We start from the raw sequence: 14190 nt of genomic DNA on the forward strand, positions 1-14190 counted from the left end.
TCTAGCCCGAACCCTGCGCCGGGCCGGCGGCAGCTGCCCCGGCCGCCGCGGCTCTCGCCTTCGCGCGGTTCCACGCATTGCCAATCGCAAGCCCGGCGGAAGTCGGGACATACATGCTGGAGTCCTCGGCCGTGCTGCCGTCGTGCTGCAGCAAGCCTGAATCCATCATCTTGCGGATCTGCCAGCGGTGAACGACCTCGTCATTGCCTTGCGCGCCAGGTTCCATCAGCACGACGCTTGGCAAGAGCCTGCCCCAGGGATCGCGAGCGATGCGCAGGATCGCCCCGTTGGCCACTCTTCCCAATAGCTCGCTCTGCCTCATTCTTGCTCCACGCTACTTATGCTTCTGATGCTTCTTCCCGGGTGTGGCGGGCATCGAGGTTTCCCGCGCGGCCGACGACACCTTTAAGCCAACCGGCCAGCCCCGTGACGGGGGGGTGAGCATACAAAAATCCACGCCGGCAAAGCTCACAAATACTCACAAATACGCACAAATACTCGCAAGCACGCGACAAGCCCAAAACCGCTCGCCGCCGGCCTCCCAGCGCTATCCCTCAGCCTGGCCCAGCCAGCGCTGCGCCAGCAGGTAGCCGACGCCACGCACCGTGCGGATCGCCGGGCCATGCGGCCAAGCCTGCGAGAGCTTTCCGCGCAGCCGGCTGATGGCGACCTCAAGCCGGTGCTCGTCGAAGTCAAGGTAGTTGCCACCCAGCGCTTCCACCAATTGGCGGCGGCCGGCGGGATCCGGCGCGCTGCGCCGCAAGGCCTGCAGCAGCTGGCCTTCCATGCGCGTGAGCAGGAGCGGGTTGCCATCCGGCGTGATGGCCATGAGACGGCGCGCATCGAGGCACCAGGCCGGCGCGGGCGCACCGGCCAGCGGCGGCGGAGGCAGATCAGGCGTCACGGGACCGAGGCGGCGCAGCAGGTTGGCGATCACCAGCAGCAGCTCTTCCGTGCGCGCCGGCTTGACGAGATAGCCATCGGCGCCGCCGCGCAGCCCGGCGAGCCGGTCGTGGGCCATGCCGCGCGCGGTCAGCATGACGATGCCCAAGTCGGGCCGGGTCCGGCGCAGGCGCTCGCAGATCGACAACCCGTCCTCATCCGGAAGACCCAGGTCCAGTATCAGCAGCCGGCACGGCTGGCTGGCCAGGTGCGCGTCCAGCGCGGCTGCATCGGCCAGGCTCGCGACGGCATAGCCGGCGTGGGTCAAGTGAAAGGCCAGCTCCGTGCGCAGGCGCTCGTTGTCCTCGACCAGCGCAATGGAAACCCGTTCGGACATCCTGCTTGCGGCGGCATCGGAAGCGGCGGCGACAGTCATGCGGCCTCCGGCAGCCACGCCACGAAGCAGGCCCCCTCGCGCCAGCCCGGATCGCAGCACAGGGTCCCGCCATGCAGCTCCATGATCTTGCGCGCCAGCGGCAGGCCCAACCCGAGGCCGGGCTGGTCGGCAATCTCACCGAGCCGGCGGAATTTCTCGAAGATCACGTCTTCCTTGCCCAAGGGCACGCCGGGCCCCTGGTCGCGAATGCGCCAGGCCACGCCGCGCACGCCTTCGCGCATGCCAGCGGCGATGTCGATCAGGATGCGGCTGGCCGGGTAAGCGTACTTGAGCGCGTTGTCGAGCAGGTTGAGCAAGGCGAAGTGCAGCAGGCGGACATCCCCATCGAGCTGGGGCAACCCGGCGCCGGCCTCCAGGGATACCCGGGCCGCCGCTTGCGGCTCGATCGACGCGAGCACGTCCCGGCTGAGTTCGGCGAAGCCGAACGGCGCAGTGTCGAGGTGCTGTTCGCCGGGCACCAGCCGCTCGCGCGCCTCGGCCAGCTCCATCAGGAGTTTCAGCCGCCGCACGGCCAGCTGGATGCTCTGGTAGCGGCTCTCGCGCTGCACGCGGTCGCCGCCGATGTCATCGAGCAGGCGCAGGCTATAGGCCGCGGCATCGATCACCGCCACCGGCGTGCGGACCTCATGCGTCATCATCGCGAGCAAACGGCTTTGCTCCTCGAACGCACGCCGCTCGCGCAGGGAAGACGCCATGGCCTCGCGGGCCTGCTGCCGCTCGCTCTTGCGCTCGCTTTCCGCTTCGCGCACGCGCAGCACAATGGTCAGGTGCAGCGCCAGCATCAGCGGCAGGTCGAGCAGGTGTACGCTTTGCGTGGTGATGGCGCACAGCGGCAACAGGCCGAACGCGCCAAGGCAGCCAGGCAGGATGATGAGGCAATACAGCAAAAGCGAAGCCACGACCAGCCGTCCGGAAGCCCCTCCGGTGCGCCACAGGTGAAGATAGACGGGAATCGAGAACAATTGCCCCAGCAACACCCCGGTATAGAGCACGGAAACCGCGGTACCGTAGTGATCGCTCGATGACGACAAGGCGACCACCAGACCCGTCAGCATGAGCCCCCGGTGATAGCGCAGCAGGCGCGGCGCGCGCTCGCGCAACTGCAGCAAGCAGATCACGAACAAGCTGGCGCATGCCCATTGAAGCCCCACCAGGGCCTTGGCGGCCAATAGCGGCACGGTGGCATCGTGCGGAAAGAGAAACTGGCTGGCCAGGCCGTCAGCGGCAAACCAGCGCAGGGTAGCCACGGCCACGAGCAAGGAAAAAGCCCCGTAGAGCGCGCGGCGGGTCAGCAGCCAGCCTGCCAGGTAGAAGAGCACCGCCGTGGCCATGAAACCCAGGTGCATGCCATAGCCGATGTTGGCGGCCGCGCTTGCCGCGCGCAGCTCGGACCCATGCCACAGCCGCAACGCCACCGCCATCGTGCCGGTGGTCCGGATGCGCAGGTAGAGCACATCCCCCGGCTGCGGCTGCACAAGCCGGAAGGCCAGGTTGCGGCTACGCCCATCGGGTCCGTCGCGGGCATCGAAGGGCAGCGCGTTGCCGCTGCGGCGCTCCGCCCAGGCGCCGTTCGCTGTTGCCTGGTACAGGCGCACATCGTCAAGCGCCCCCGGCCAGATCTCCAGCCAGCGCTCGCCACCCTGGGCCGCCGCGGACAGCACCACCTTGAGCCAGACCACGTCATGGGTAAAACCCTCGTTCAGGCCACCGCGCAATGGCTGGAATCCATCGGCATGCGCGGCAACCTGCGCGATCGTGAGTCGCCCGCCCGGATCGCGCAACCAGGACACGTCGGGGTTTTGCAGGGGCAGCGGGCCGGCATCGGAGGCCCAGGCCCGCGCCACCAGCAGCCAGGCCAGCATGCCGATGAGACCGGCCGCATGGAGGCGGCGGGTCAGCATGACGCCAGCGCCGTGGTGCCAGGGCGGGTTGGCTGCGCTCATGCGGCGAAACCAGGCAGCCGGATCACAGGACCGATCCTGCGGCACTGCGTGGCGCATGGCCGTGACCGTCCGCTGCCGGGATGCTGGAACAGCAAGAATTACGAGAATTGCGAGGCTGCAGGCGCGTGACGCCGCCGACTGGGCGCGCCAGCAATTCTGGGTGGCTGAGGAGCCGCCCGGCAAGCCAATCTTCAGTCATTCCCGAGGCAAGGTGTGCGGCGGGACTCCTAGAGCACCTGGTCCGCATTATCGTATTTGGTGTTTTATCTTTTTATCTTTTTGTCTTCTTCCCGCTGATCTGCTGATCTGCTGATCTGGATCTGCAGGAGGCCCGGTGCCGGGCACGTCTTCGGCGAGAACGCAGCCGAGCGAGATTTTTGGCTATTGGCCGGGATTATTCAAGTCAGCCAAACGGACGAGGCGAACCCGCGGCGTTAGCCGATAGCGAAGTAGGCAACTCACCGATAGCGGGCGGCGAGCCAAAAGGCCATGCTGAAACCAGCATCGGCGCGGAACCGGCCACCTGGCCGCGCGCCCTCCACCGGCAACTGGCATGAATACGTGCTTACCCATGCCGGCCATGCCGCCCGGCCGGCCAGGCGTTCCTGGCCATGCCGTGCGGCGCGGCTCGCAGCTATCCCTTGCGTTACTCCACCGTGACCGACTTGGCCAGGTTACGCGGCTTGTCCACGTCGGTGCCGCGCGCGCAGGCGGTATGGTAAGCCAGCAATTGCAGCGGCACCACGTGCAGGATCGGCGACAGGTCGCCGTAGTGCTCGGGCAGGCGGATCACCTGGATGCCTTCGGTGGAATGGATGTGGGTGTCGCTGTCGGCGAACACATACAGCCGGCCGCCGCGGGCGCGCACTTCCTGGATGTTGGACTTCAGCTTTTCCAGCAGCGCGTCGTTGGGCGCCACCGTGACCACGGGCATGGCCTCGGTCACCAGCGCCAGCGGGCCGTGCTTGAGCTCGCCGGCCGGATAGGCTTCGGCGTGGATGTACGAGATTTCCTTGAGCTTGAGCGCGCCTTCCAGGGCGATCGGGTAATGCAGGCCACGGCCCAGGAACAGCGCGTTCTCGCGGCGGGCGAAGTCCTCGGACCAGGAGATGATCTGCGGCTCCAGCGCCAGCACGCCGTGCAGGGCCACGGGCAGGTGGCGCAGGTTGGTCAGCGCCGCGGCTTCCGCCTCGGCCGTGAGCCTGCCGCGTACCTTGGCCAGCGCCAGGGTCAGCATGTACAGCGCGGCGAGCTGGGTGGTGAAGGCCTTGGTCGACGCGACGCCGATCTCGGTGCCGGCACGCGTCAGGAAGCGCAGCACGGTCTCGCGCACCATGGCGCTAGTGGACACATTGCACACAGCCAGGGTATGCGTGTGGCCCAGCGACTTGGCGTGGCGCAGGGCAGCCATGGTATCGGCGGTCTCGCCAGACTGCGAGATCACCACCACCAGCGCGCGCGGGTTGGGCACGGTTTCGCGGTAGCGGTACTCGCTTGCCACCTCGACCTGGGTCGGGATCTTGGCCACGGATTCGAGCCAGTACTTGGCGGTGCAGCCCGAGTAATAGCTGGTGCCGCAAGCCAGGATCAGCACGCTGTCGATCTCGCTGAACACGCTCTGGGCGGTCTCGCCGAACAGTTCCGGAGTAATGGCGTCGATGCCTTCCAGCGTATCGCCGAGCGCGCGCGGCTGCTCGAAGATTTCCTTCTGCATGAAGTGGCGGTACGGGCCCAGCTCTACCGCCGCGGCGTGCGTCTCGACCACGCGCACTTCGCGCTCGACCAGGTGGTCGTGCACGTCGCGGATGGTAGCGCCTTCGCGGGTGAGTTCCACCACGTCGCCTTCTTCCAGGTAGATGATGCGGTTGGCGGTACCCGCCACGGCCAGCGCGTCGGAAGCCAGGAAGGATTCGTTGTCGCCCAGCGCCACCACCAGCGGCGAGCCGGCGCGGGCGCCGACCACGCGTTCCGGATGGTCCTTGGAGAACACGGCAATGGCGTAGGCGCCGTGCAGGCGCTTGGTCACGGCACGCACCGAGGCGAACAGGTCGCCGCGCGTGGCGCTGCTCGGGTAGGTGTAGACCTGGTGGATCAGGTGGGCCACCACTTCGGTGTCGGTCTGCGACTCGAAGCCATAGCCGGCGGCGCGCAGCTCTTCGCGCAGCGGCTCGTAGTTCTCGATGATGCCGTTGTGCACCAGCGCGATGGACTCGCCCGAGAAATGCGGGTGGGCGTTAGTGGTGTCGGGCTTGCCATGCGTGGCCCAGCGCGTATGCGCCACGCCGGTCATGCCGGTCAGGCCGGACGCGCGGGTCTGCTCGTCCAGGTCGGCCACGCGCGAGACCGTGCGGGCGCGCTCGAGCGCGTTGTCGCGCACTACCGCTACGCCGCAGGAATCATAGCCACGGTACTCGAGGCGACGCAGTCCTTCGATCAGGACCGGAACAATATTGCGCGAGGAAACCCCGCCGACGATGCCGCACATATTCTTCTCCCACAGGGCGCGGACACGGCCGCACCGGATGATTGGCGCGAGGACGGCGCTGCCGTCTCCCGCGAGTTGCCATTGCCGCCCGGCCGTATCCCGGCCAGGCGGCGGCGGGGCTTATTTCTTGGCTTGCTTGACCGGGCGCTGCCACGCGTCGAGCGTCATCTGCTTGGAGCGCGACAGCGTCAGCTTGTCGGCCGCCGCCTCCTTGGTCAGCGTGGTGCCGGCGCCAATGGTGGCGCCGCGGCGCACGGTCACCGGCGCGACCAGCTGCGTATCGGAACCGATAAAGACATCGTCCTCGATGACGGTGCGGTATTTGTTCGCGCCATCGTAGTTGCAGGTGATGGTGCCCGCGCCGATGTTGACGCGCGAGCCAACCGTGGCGTCGCCTACGTAGGCAAGGTGGTTAGCCTTGCTGTGCGCGGCGATCTGGCTGTTCTTGACCTCGACGAAGTTGCCGATGTGCACATCCTCGCCCAGCACCGTGCCGGGACGCAGGCGCGCGTACGGGCCGATGCGGCCGGCCGCGCCAACGCTGGCATCCTCGAAATGGCAGAACGGCTGCACCCGCGCGCCAGCGCCCACGGTGCTGTTGCGCAGCACGCAGTTGGCGCCGATATGGGCACCGTCTTCCAGGTGCACGCGGCCTTCGAACACGCAGTTCACGTCGATGGTGACGTCGCGCCCGCAGGTAAGCTCGCCGCGGATATCGATGCGCGCCGGATCCAGCAGCGTCACGCCGGCTTCAAGCAGGCGCTGCGCCAGGTTGCGCTGATGGATGCGCTCGAGCTCGGCGAGCTGCACCTTGCTGTTCACGCCCAGCGTTTCCCACAGCGCATCGGGCTGCGCGGAAACCACTTCCATGCCGTCCGCCACCGCGCGCTCAACGGCGTCGGTCAGGTAATACTCACCCTGGGCGTTGTCATTGCGCAGCGTGGACAGCCAGCGACGCAGGGGGCCGGTGGGTGCAAGGATGATGCCGGTGTTGATCTCACGGATAGCGCGCTGCGGCTCGCTGGCATCCTTTTGCTCGACGATGCGCACGATCTTGCCCGCCTCGCGCACGATGCGGCCATAGCCGGTGGGGTCATCCATCTCGACCGTCAGGATGCCGAAGCGCTCGCTGCCGGCCGCGGCCACCAGGCGCTGCAGCGTGGCGGCTTCGGTCAGCGGCACATCGCCGTACAGCACCAGCGTAGGCTGGCTGTCGTCGAGCAGCGGGAGCGCCTGCGCCACGGCATGGCCGGTGCCAAGCTGCTCTGCCTGCAGGGCGAAGGCAACGTCTGGCGCGCCAACCGCCTCGCGCACGCGGTCGGCGCCATGCCCAACCACCACCACGAGCCGGGTCGGCAACAATTTTCGTGCCGTTTCAATCACATGAGCAAGCAGCGGCCGGCCAGCGAGAGGATGCAGGACCTTGGGCAACGCGGAGTTCATCCGCTTGCCCATTCCTGCAGCGAGAATGACGATATTCACAAGGAGGGTCCTAAGTGAGTGTGTCCAGCAAACAGTATGATTCACCCCCTCGGCGAGCCCGGGGGCCAGCAGCGTTGGCCAGGGTCCTGGCCCGAACCCCGAAACCGGCGGCAAAGCCAGCAACGGTTGGGAATCGCGGGCACGATCAGCTGCCAAAACGCGCGGAAAAGGATTCTATCATGGGGGTTTTGCGCCGTTTGACCGCTTATCCCTTCCTGCGCGGGGACCGTATCCAGCGTCTCCTTCTGGTCACAGCCGTGGTCGCCCTGACGGCCTGCAATGCCCTGAAGCTAGGCTACCAGCAGGGCGACCGGCTCGCCTACTGGTGGATCGACAATTACGTCGACGTCTCCGCCAGCCAGGAACCCCTTACCCGCGATGCCATCGCCCGCTTCTTTGCCTGGCATCGCAAGGACCAGTTGCCTGAGATCGCCGGCCTGCTGCGCCAGGCCAAGAGCGAGGTACAGCAGCCGGTCTCCGCCGCCGCGGTAGGCAAGATCCAGGAGGACGCCCAGCGCCTGGCACGCGTTGCCTTCGATCGCTCCACGCCCGACGTGGCCGACCTGCTGCTGACGCTGACCCCTGAGCAGATCTCCCGCATGGAGAAGAAATTCGCCGATGCCAACGCCAAATACCGCAAGGAATACCTGCGCCCCGACCCGGCGGCCCGCGAGGAAGCCCGGTTCGACAAGGTGATGGACTACGCGCGGCTGGTCTATGGGCGCTTCTCGAGTGACCAGGAGGCCACTATCCGCCGCGCCATGGCGCCCGTGGTACAAGGCGCCGAGGCGCGCTATGCGGAACGCGTCAAGCGCCAGCAGGAATGGCTAGCGCTGGTGCGCCAGGTGCAGGCCGAGCATCCGCCCAAGGCCCAGGTCGTGGAGATGCTAAGGCGCTATGGCGATCACTGGCAGAACCCGCCCACGCGGGAGCGCAATGCCCGTTACGACGCCAACAACGAGGCCGGGCTGGCGCTGACCGCCACCATTGCCAACCTGACCACACCGGAGCAAAAAGCCCACGCGGCGGATCGCTTCCAGAAATGGATCGATGACGCGAACGCGTTGATGCGCGATGGCACCGCCAATGCAGCGGCGCCCCGGCCAACGCGCGCTGAGAACTGACAGGGGCCAGGAGGCCGGGAGGCCGGCCCGTGGCCTATTCGGCGGCAGGCTGCGCCGGGCTGGCGGGCGCGGACTTCTCGAAGCGCACGAATTCCAGCTTGTTCTCTTCCATGCCGCCCGCAAAGACCAGCGGCTGCTGGGAGAAGGTGGTCTCGCCGAACAGCGATGCCTCGTCCACCTTGGCCAGTCCAGTTGCCAGCCCGTTGAAATCGAATAGATCGGTATCGGCCAGATGGGACGGCACCACGCTGCGCAGCGCGGCAAAGATATTGTCGGTGCGCCCCGGATTGGTCCGCTCCCACTCCAGCACCATCTCCTTGACCTTCTTGCGCTGCAGGTTTTCCTGCGAGCCGCACAGGTTGCACGGGATGATCGGGTATTCCATCGCGCGCGCGTAGCTGGCGATGTCCTTTTCAGGGCAATAGGCCAGCGGGCGGATCACGATGTGCTGGCCGTCGTCGGTGGCCAGCTTGGGCGGCATCGCCTTCATCTTGCCGCCGAAGAACAGGTTCAGGAAGAAGGTCTGGATGATGTCGTCGCGATGGTGGCCCAGCGCGATCTTGTTGGCGCCGAGCTCTTTAGCGGTACGGTAGATCACGCCGCGGCGCAGGCGCGAGCACAACGAGCAGGTGGTCTTGCCCTCAGGCACCTTCTCCTTGACGATGGAATAGGTATCCGCGTCGACGATCACGTACTCCACCCCCACCGATTTCAGGTAAGCCGGCAGGATGTGCGCGGGAAAGCCCGGCTGCTTCTGGTCCAGGTTCATCGCAATCAGCTTGAACTTGACCGGCGCGCGCTTTTGCAGCGCCATCAGCACCGACAGCATGGTGTACGAGTCCTTGCCGCCGGAGAGGCACACCAGCACCGTGTCGCCATCCTCGATCATCTTGAAATCGCCGATGGCGCGGCCCGTCTGCGACTGGAGATAGGTCTCCAGACGGAAGAAGTTCTTGGAATGCGTGGTGGCGGTCATGGCGATGGTGTGATGGGGCGAAGGGGCGATCGGGTACGGCAAAGCAAGGGCAAAACGGCGCGCAATGCGGCAGTTGCATCACATGCAAGCTGCGGGGGCCGGAGAACCCGGCATTTTACCGTGAGCCGCCACCCTGCGCCGGCAGCCCGCCAGGGCGGCTTACTTACTGGCCAGCCGGCTCGCTCTTGATGTGGAACACCTCGACGCCGACCGAATCGCAGTCCGGGTACACGTCCGGCTTTTCGGTCGATACGCGCACGGCGCGCACCTTGGGGTGCTTGAGCATGGCGCGCGCCACGTCGTCGCACAGGGTTTCCTGCAGGTGGACGTGGCCCTGCGCCATGCGCTCGGCGACCGTATTGCGCATGAAGTCGTAGTCCACCACTTCCTGCAGCTTGTCGTCCTGCGGCGTGCTCTGGGCCAGCGGCACGAACAAGTCGATATTGATCAGCACGCGCTGTTCGCCCTTTTTCTCGAATTCGTGCACGCCGATATTGATCTGCACTTCGTAGTTGCGCAAGAACATGCGGCGGCAGTCTTGCAGGCTGGGATGTGTGAGGGCGGCGAGCATGGTCATGATGGGAAGAAGAAAAAATGAGGGAGAGGGCGCGCGCGGACTTGGCGCGCGCGCCGGGTACGTTATTCGATCATTCGGTCAGGAACATCACGTCGCGCGCCAGCGGCATCAGGTGCTGGCCGCCGTCGACGTAAAGCGTGGTGCCGGTCACGGCGCGCGCTTCGGCCAGGTAGGCCACCGCCTGCGCGATGTCTTCCGGCGTGGACGACTGCCCCAGCGGCGTCATGCGGTGGGCGCGCCGGAAGCCCGGGCTGGACTGGTCGCCCGAGACCATGGTGATGCCGGGCGCCACGCCCACCACGCGCAGCTTGGGTCCCAGCGCCTGGGCCAGCTGCACGGTAGCCGTCTGCAGCGCCGCCTTGGACAGCGTGTACGACAGGAAGTCCGGATTCAGGTTATCCAGTTTCTGGTCGAGCAGGTTGATGACCACGCCGCGCTGCGTGTCCGACATGGCACGGTGCATTTCGCGCGCGAGCAGCAGCGGCGCGGCCACATTGGTGCGCATATGCGTATCGAGCGAGGCATAGGAAAAGCTGGTGGCCACGTCGTACTGGAACAGCGAGGCATTGTTGACCAGGCAGGTCGGCACGCCCAGCGCATCGGTGCACGCCTTGATCAACGTGGCGGTGGACGCCTCGTCGGCCAGGTCGGCCTGCAGCACGGCGGCACGCTGGCCACCGGCGCGGATCTGCTCGGCCAGCGCCTCGGCCTCGGCCACGGAGCGGTGGCAATGCACCGCCACGTCCCAGCCGCGCTGGGCCAGTTCCAGCGCGATCACACGCCCGAGCCGGCGCGCGGCGCCGGTGACGAGCGCGATACCGCGCGCGGGGGTAGCGGAGGCTGCGGCGGCAGCGGTAGCGCCGGCAGGCGATGCGGAGTCAGGGGATTCGGAGGCTGGCATTGCTACAATCGCGGTATGCACAAAGGCGCTAGTTTACCCCTTCCCCCCGCCGACGCGCTGTCGGCGTCCGCCGCGCTGAGCGCGCACATCGGCCAGGCTATCGACGACGCGGGCGGCTGGCTCGGTTTCGACCGCTATATGGCGCTTGCGCTATATGCGCCCGGGCTGGGCTACTACAGCGGCGGCGCGGCCAAGTTCGGCCGCGACGCGCGCGATGGCAGCGACTTCATCACCGCCCCCGAACTCAGCCCGTATTTTGCCCGTACGCTCGCGCGCCAGTTCGCGCCGCTGCTGGCGCAGGGCCTGTCGCAGGTCCTCGAATTCGGCGCCGGCACCGGTCGGCTCGCCGCCGACCTGCTGCTGGCCCTGGAGCAGGAAGGCCAGTTGCCCGAGCGCTACGCCATCGTCGAGCTCTCCGGCGAGCTGCGCGCGCGCCAGCAGGCCACGCTGGCCACGCGCGCGCCGCATCTGGCCCCACGCGTCGCCTGGCTGGATACGCTGCCCGAGCATTTCGAAGGGATCGTGGTCGGCAACGAAGTGCTGGACGCCATGCCAGTGCGGCTGTTCGCCCGCAGCCACGGCCGCTGGCTGGAGCGCGGCGTAGCCCGTCGGGACAGCGATGCTGGCGCATCTGACACATCCGATGCAGCCTTCGGCTTCTCGGACCGTCCTGTGGCGGCCGACGCCCTGCCCGCATCCCTGCATGCCGTGGCCGGAGACCATGACATCGTCACCGAAACCCACGCCGAGGCCGAAGGCTTCATGCGCGCAGTGGGCACGATGCTCACGCGGGGTGCGGTGTTCCTGATCGATTACGGTTTCCCCGCTGCCGAGTACTACCATCCGCAGCGTGTCGGCGGCACGCTGATGTGCCACTACCGCCATCACGCCCACCCGGACCCCTTCCTCTACCCTGGCCTGCAGGACATCACCGCCCACGTCAACTTCAGCGGCATCGCCCACGCCGCGGCCGATGCCGGGCTGACGGTGGCCGGCTTCGCCTCGCAGGCGCGCTTCCTGATGAACGCCGGCATCACCGAGCTGCTGATGGCGCTGGACCCCAACGACACGCGCAACTTCCTGCCCGCCGCCAACGCGGTGCAAAAGCTGCTGTCCGAGGCCGAGATGGGCGAACTGTTCAAGGTGATCGCGCTGACCCGCGACTTTGATGCGGCGCTGCCGCTGGCAGGCTTCGCACGCGGCGATCGCAGCCACGCGCTATAGTCCGCGCATCTCACCTCATCCTTTAGGCACGCCCACATGCTGCGCTGGACCCTCACCATCTTCCTGGCCGTCATCGTGCTGTCCGCGGCACTGCCCTGGCTGCAGAAGCTGGGGTTGGGGCGGCTGCCGGGGGATTTGCGGTTTCGGTTGTTTGGGCGGGAGTTTGTGTTGCCGTTTGCTTCGACGGTTTTGTTGTCGATGGTGGCGTTGGTGATTGGGAAGTTGTTTTAGGGTGTGGGGCGGATACTGCGGACACTGCTGGCCTGCAACTGCAGCTACAACTGCAACTACAACTGCAACGGCTTAACGTCAACTTCAACTGCAGTTTCACCACCCCTGCGGGGCGGCGACCTACTTTTTTGTCTTGCCAAAAAAGTAGGCAAAAAAGGCGCGCCGGATGGGGCGACACCCCCTCGGGATTTCATGAAAAGAGCGGCCGGGACCCAAACTCGCATCGCCTTAAGGCGATACTCAGACATGGGTCCCTCTTTTCCGCTCTTTTCATGAAATCCCGAGGCGCCCCATACGGCCTTGGCACACCTCCACGGCTCGCTTCGCATCGCCATGGGTGTTTCCCGCCCCCAGGCGGCAATCACCCGCCCGCGATGCGCAGCGAGCCGTCAGGGTTTTCATCTCCCGTTATGGGGCGCCTCGTCGGCAGGCAAAAAGAGCGGAAAAGAGGGGGCCATGTCTGAGCATCGCCCTAAGGCGATGTGAGTTTGGCCCCCGGCCGCTCTTTTTGCCTGTCGACGAGGAGTCTTTCGCCCCATCCGGGTCGCTTCTTTGCCTACTTTCTTGGCGAGACAAGAAAGTAGGTCGCCTCCCCGCAGGGGAGGTGAAACTGCCTTTGACTTTGCAGTTAAGCAGTTAAGCAGCTGAAGTTGCAGTTAAACCCCTACCCTCCCAAATTAACCTCCACTGCCGCCACCCGCGCAGCATGCACCCGATCCTTAATCAACCCAGGATCCCCAGCACACTCCCGCGCCACGGCCCCGGCGTCCACCGAAGCCGCTGCCTCCAGCGCCATCATCAACCGCGCCGTCTGCGGATACTCCCGGTCCTCAAACCCAAGCCGTCCCCGCGCATCCGCCTCGCATGCCTGCAGCACTTCAGCAAACCGCGCCGGCTTGCGCAACGCATCGCACCGCTCCAGCAATCGCGTCAGCGCAGCCGCGCCAAACGCCTCGGAGCGATGGATATTGCCATGCTCGCGCGCCACCACCACAGCCAGGTCACGGCAGTCAGTCGGCACGCGTAACCGCTTGCAAACCGCCTCCAGCAATGCCACGCTGCGCTGCTCGTGCCCGATATGACGGGGCAGCACATCCTCGGGCGTGGTGCCCTTGCCCAGGTCGTGCATCAGCGCGGCAAAGCGCACCGGCAGCGAGGTGCCCATCGCGGCGGCGGTATCCACGACCATCATCACGTGCACGCCGGTATCCACCTCCGGGTGGTAGTCGGCCCGCTGCGGCACGCCCCATAGCCGGTCCAGCTCGGGCAGCAGCCGCGCCAGCGCCCCGCATTCGCGCAGCACTTCGAACATGCGCGAGGGCCGTGCCTCCATCAGGCCGCGCGCGAGTTCCTGCCAGACGCGTTCGGCCACCAGTGCGTCGACCTCGCCGGCTTCCACCATCCGGCGCATCAGCACCAGCGTCTCGGGGGCTACCGTGAAATCAATGAAACGCGCGGCGAAGCGCGCCACGCGCAGGATCCGCACCGGGTCTTCGGCGAAGGCGTCCGACACATGGCGAAACAGCCGTGCGGCAAGGTCGCGCTGCCCGCCATAGGGATCGATCACAGGGCCCGTGAGCGCGCCGTCATCGCCCACCGCCTGCGCCATGGCGTTGATGGTGAGGTCGCGCCGCACCAGGTCGTCTTCCAGCGTCACGTCCGGCGCGCAATAGAACGAAAAGCCCTTGTATCCTGCCGCGGTCTTGCGCTCAGTGCGGGCCAGCGCGTATTCCTCCCGGGTCCTGGGATGGAGGAAAACGGGGAAATCCTTGCCTACCGGCTTATAGCCCTGGGCTTCCATCTCGGCCGGGGTTGCGCCCACCACCACATAGTCGCGGTCCTGGCTCGACAAGCCCAGCAGGGCGTCGCGAATGGCGCCGCCTACGGCATACACCTGCATGGACGAGC

At 66.5% G+C, this 14190-nt stretch carries 12 protein-coding genes; 3 read left to right on the plus strand and 9 right to left on the minus strand.

Annotation, left to right across the window (positions count from 1 at the left end; translation table 11 throughout):
* Position 1: 1 nt before the first annotated feature.
* The 5 genes from AC1Q7Q_RS15960 to glmU all read right to left on the minus strand — a co-directional run bounded on the left by AC1Q7Q_RS15960 (position 2) and on the right by glmU (position 7249).
* Positions 2 to 322, minus strand: a complete 321-nt coding sequence (locus tag AC1Q7Q_RS15960; protein WP_492374756.1) for a hypothetical protein — start codon at positions 320 to 322, stop codon at positions 2 to 4.
* Between the two features lie 225 nt (positions 323 to 547).
* Complete coding sequence (locus AC1Q7Q_RS15965; RefSeq protein ID WP_492374755.1) at positions 548 to 1318, minus strand: response regulator transcription factor; 771 nt, start codon at positions 1316 to 1318, stop codon at positions 548 to 550.
* Entirely contained in the window at positions 1315 to 3282 is a 1968-nt protein-coding gene (locus AC1Q7Q_RS15970; protein WP_492374754.1) for a sensor histidine kinase, read from the minus strand. Before AC1Q7Q_RS15970 ends, AC1Q7Q_RS15965 begins: the two co-directional genes overlap by 4 nt.
* 646 nt (positions 3283 to 3928) lie before the next feature.
* On the minus strand, positions 3929 to 5767 hold the full coding sequence (glmS, locus tag AC1Q7Q_RS15975; RefSeq protein WP_492374753.1) for a glutamine--fructose-6-phosphate transaminase (isomerizing): 1839 nt from the start codon (positions 5765 to 5767) through the stop codon (positions 3929 to 3931).
* A 120-nt stretch (positions 5768 to 5887) separates the two neighbouring features.
* On the minus strand, positions 5888 to 7249 hold the full coding sequence (glmU, locus tag AC1Q7Q_RS15980; protein ID WP_253932589.1) for a bifunctional UDP-N-acetylglucosamine diphosphorylase/glucosamine-1-phosphate N-acetyltransferase GlmU: 1362 nt from the start codon (positions 7247 to 7249) through the stop codon (positions 5888 to 5890).
* Positions 7250 to 7428: 179 nt separating this feature from the next.
* Here glmU and AC1Q7Q_RS15985 point away from each other — a divergent pair, with 179 nt between their 5' ends.
* On the plus strand, positions 7429 to 8373 hold the full coding sequence (locus AC1Q7Q_RS15985; RefSeq protein ID WP_492374752.1) for a DUF6279 family lipoprotein: 945 nt from the start codon (positions 7429 to 7431) through the stop codon (positions 8371 to 8373).
* Positions 8374 to 8407: 34 nt separating this feature from the next.
* Here the strand turns inward: AC1Q7Q_RS15985 and ttcA are convergent, their stop codons facing one another.
* From ttcA to AC1Q7Q_RS16000, 3 genes are all read right to left on the minus strand, one after another.
* Positions 8408 to 9349: a tRNA 2-thiocytidine(32) synthetase TtcA gene (gene ttcA / locus AC1Q7Q_RS15990; RefSeq protein ID WP_150992013.1), complete on the minus strand. Its 942-nt coding sequence runs from the start codon at positions 9347 to 9349 to the stop codon at positions 8408 to 8410.
* Between the two features lie 163 nt (positions 9350 to 9512).
* Entirely contained in the window at positions 9513 to 9926 is a 414-nt protein-coding gene (locus tag AC1Q7Q_RS15995; protein ID WP_459372687.1) for a dihydroneopterin aldolase, read from the minus strand.
* 70 nt (positions 9927 to 9996) lie between these two features.
* Positions 9997 to 10827: an SDR family oxidoreductase gene (locus AC1Q7Q_RS16000; protein WP_416050307.1), complete on the minus strand. Its 831-nt coding sequence runs from the start codon at positions 10825 to 10827 to the stop codon at positions 9997 to 9999.
* 15 nt (positions 10828 to 10842) lie between these two features.
* Between AC1Q7Q_RS16000 and AC1Q7Q_RS16005 the strand changes: the two genes are divergently transcribed.
* Positions 10843 to 12051 carry a class I SAM-dependent methyltransferase gene (locus AC1Q7Q_RS16005; RefSeq protein ID WP_492374751.1) on the plus strand — a complete coding sequence of 403 codons (1209 nt, stop codon included), beginning with the start codon at positions 10843 to 10845 and terminating at the stop codon, positions 12049 to 12051.
* A 36-nt stretch (positions 12052 to 12087) separates the two neighbouring features.
* On the plus strand, positions 12088 to 12282 hold the full coding sequence (locus tag AC1Q7Q_RS16010) for a DUF2905 domain-containing protein (RefSeq protein ID WP_150992005.1): 195 nt from the start codon (positions 12088 to 12090) through the stop codon (positions 12280 to 12282).
* A 664-nt stretch (positions 12283 to 12946) separates the two neighbouring features.
* Here the strand turns inward: AC1Q7Q_RS16010 and AC1Q7Q_RS16015 are convergent.
* On the minus strand, positions 12947 to 14182 hold the full coding sequence (locus tag AC1Q7Q_RS16015) for a multifunctional CCA addition/repair protein (RefSeq protein ID WP_492373953.1): 1236 nt from the start codon (positions 14180 to 14182) through the stop codon (positions 12947 to 12949).
* Positions 14183 to 14190 lie beyond the last annotated feature (8 nt).

Source organism: Cupriavidus sp. GW823-FHT07A04, from assembly GCF_058794615.1.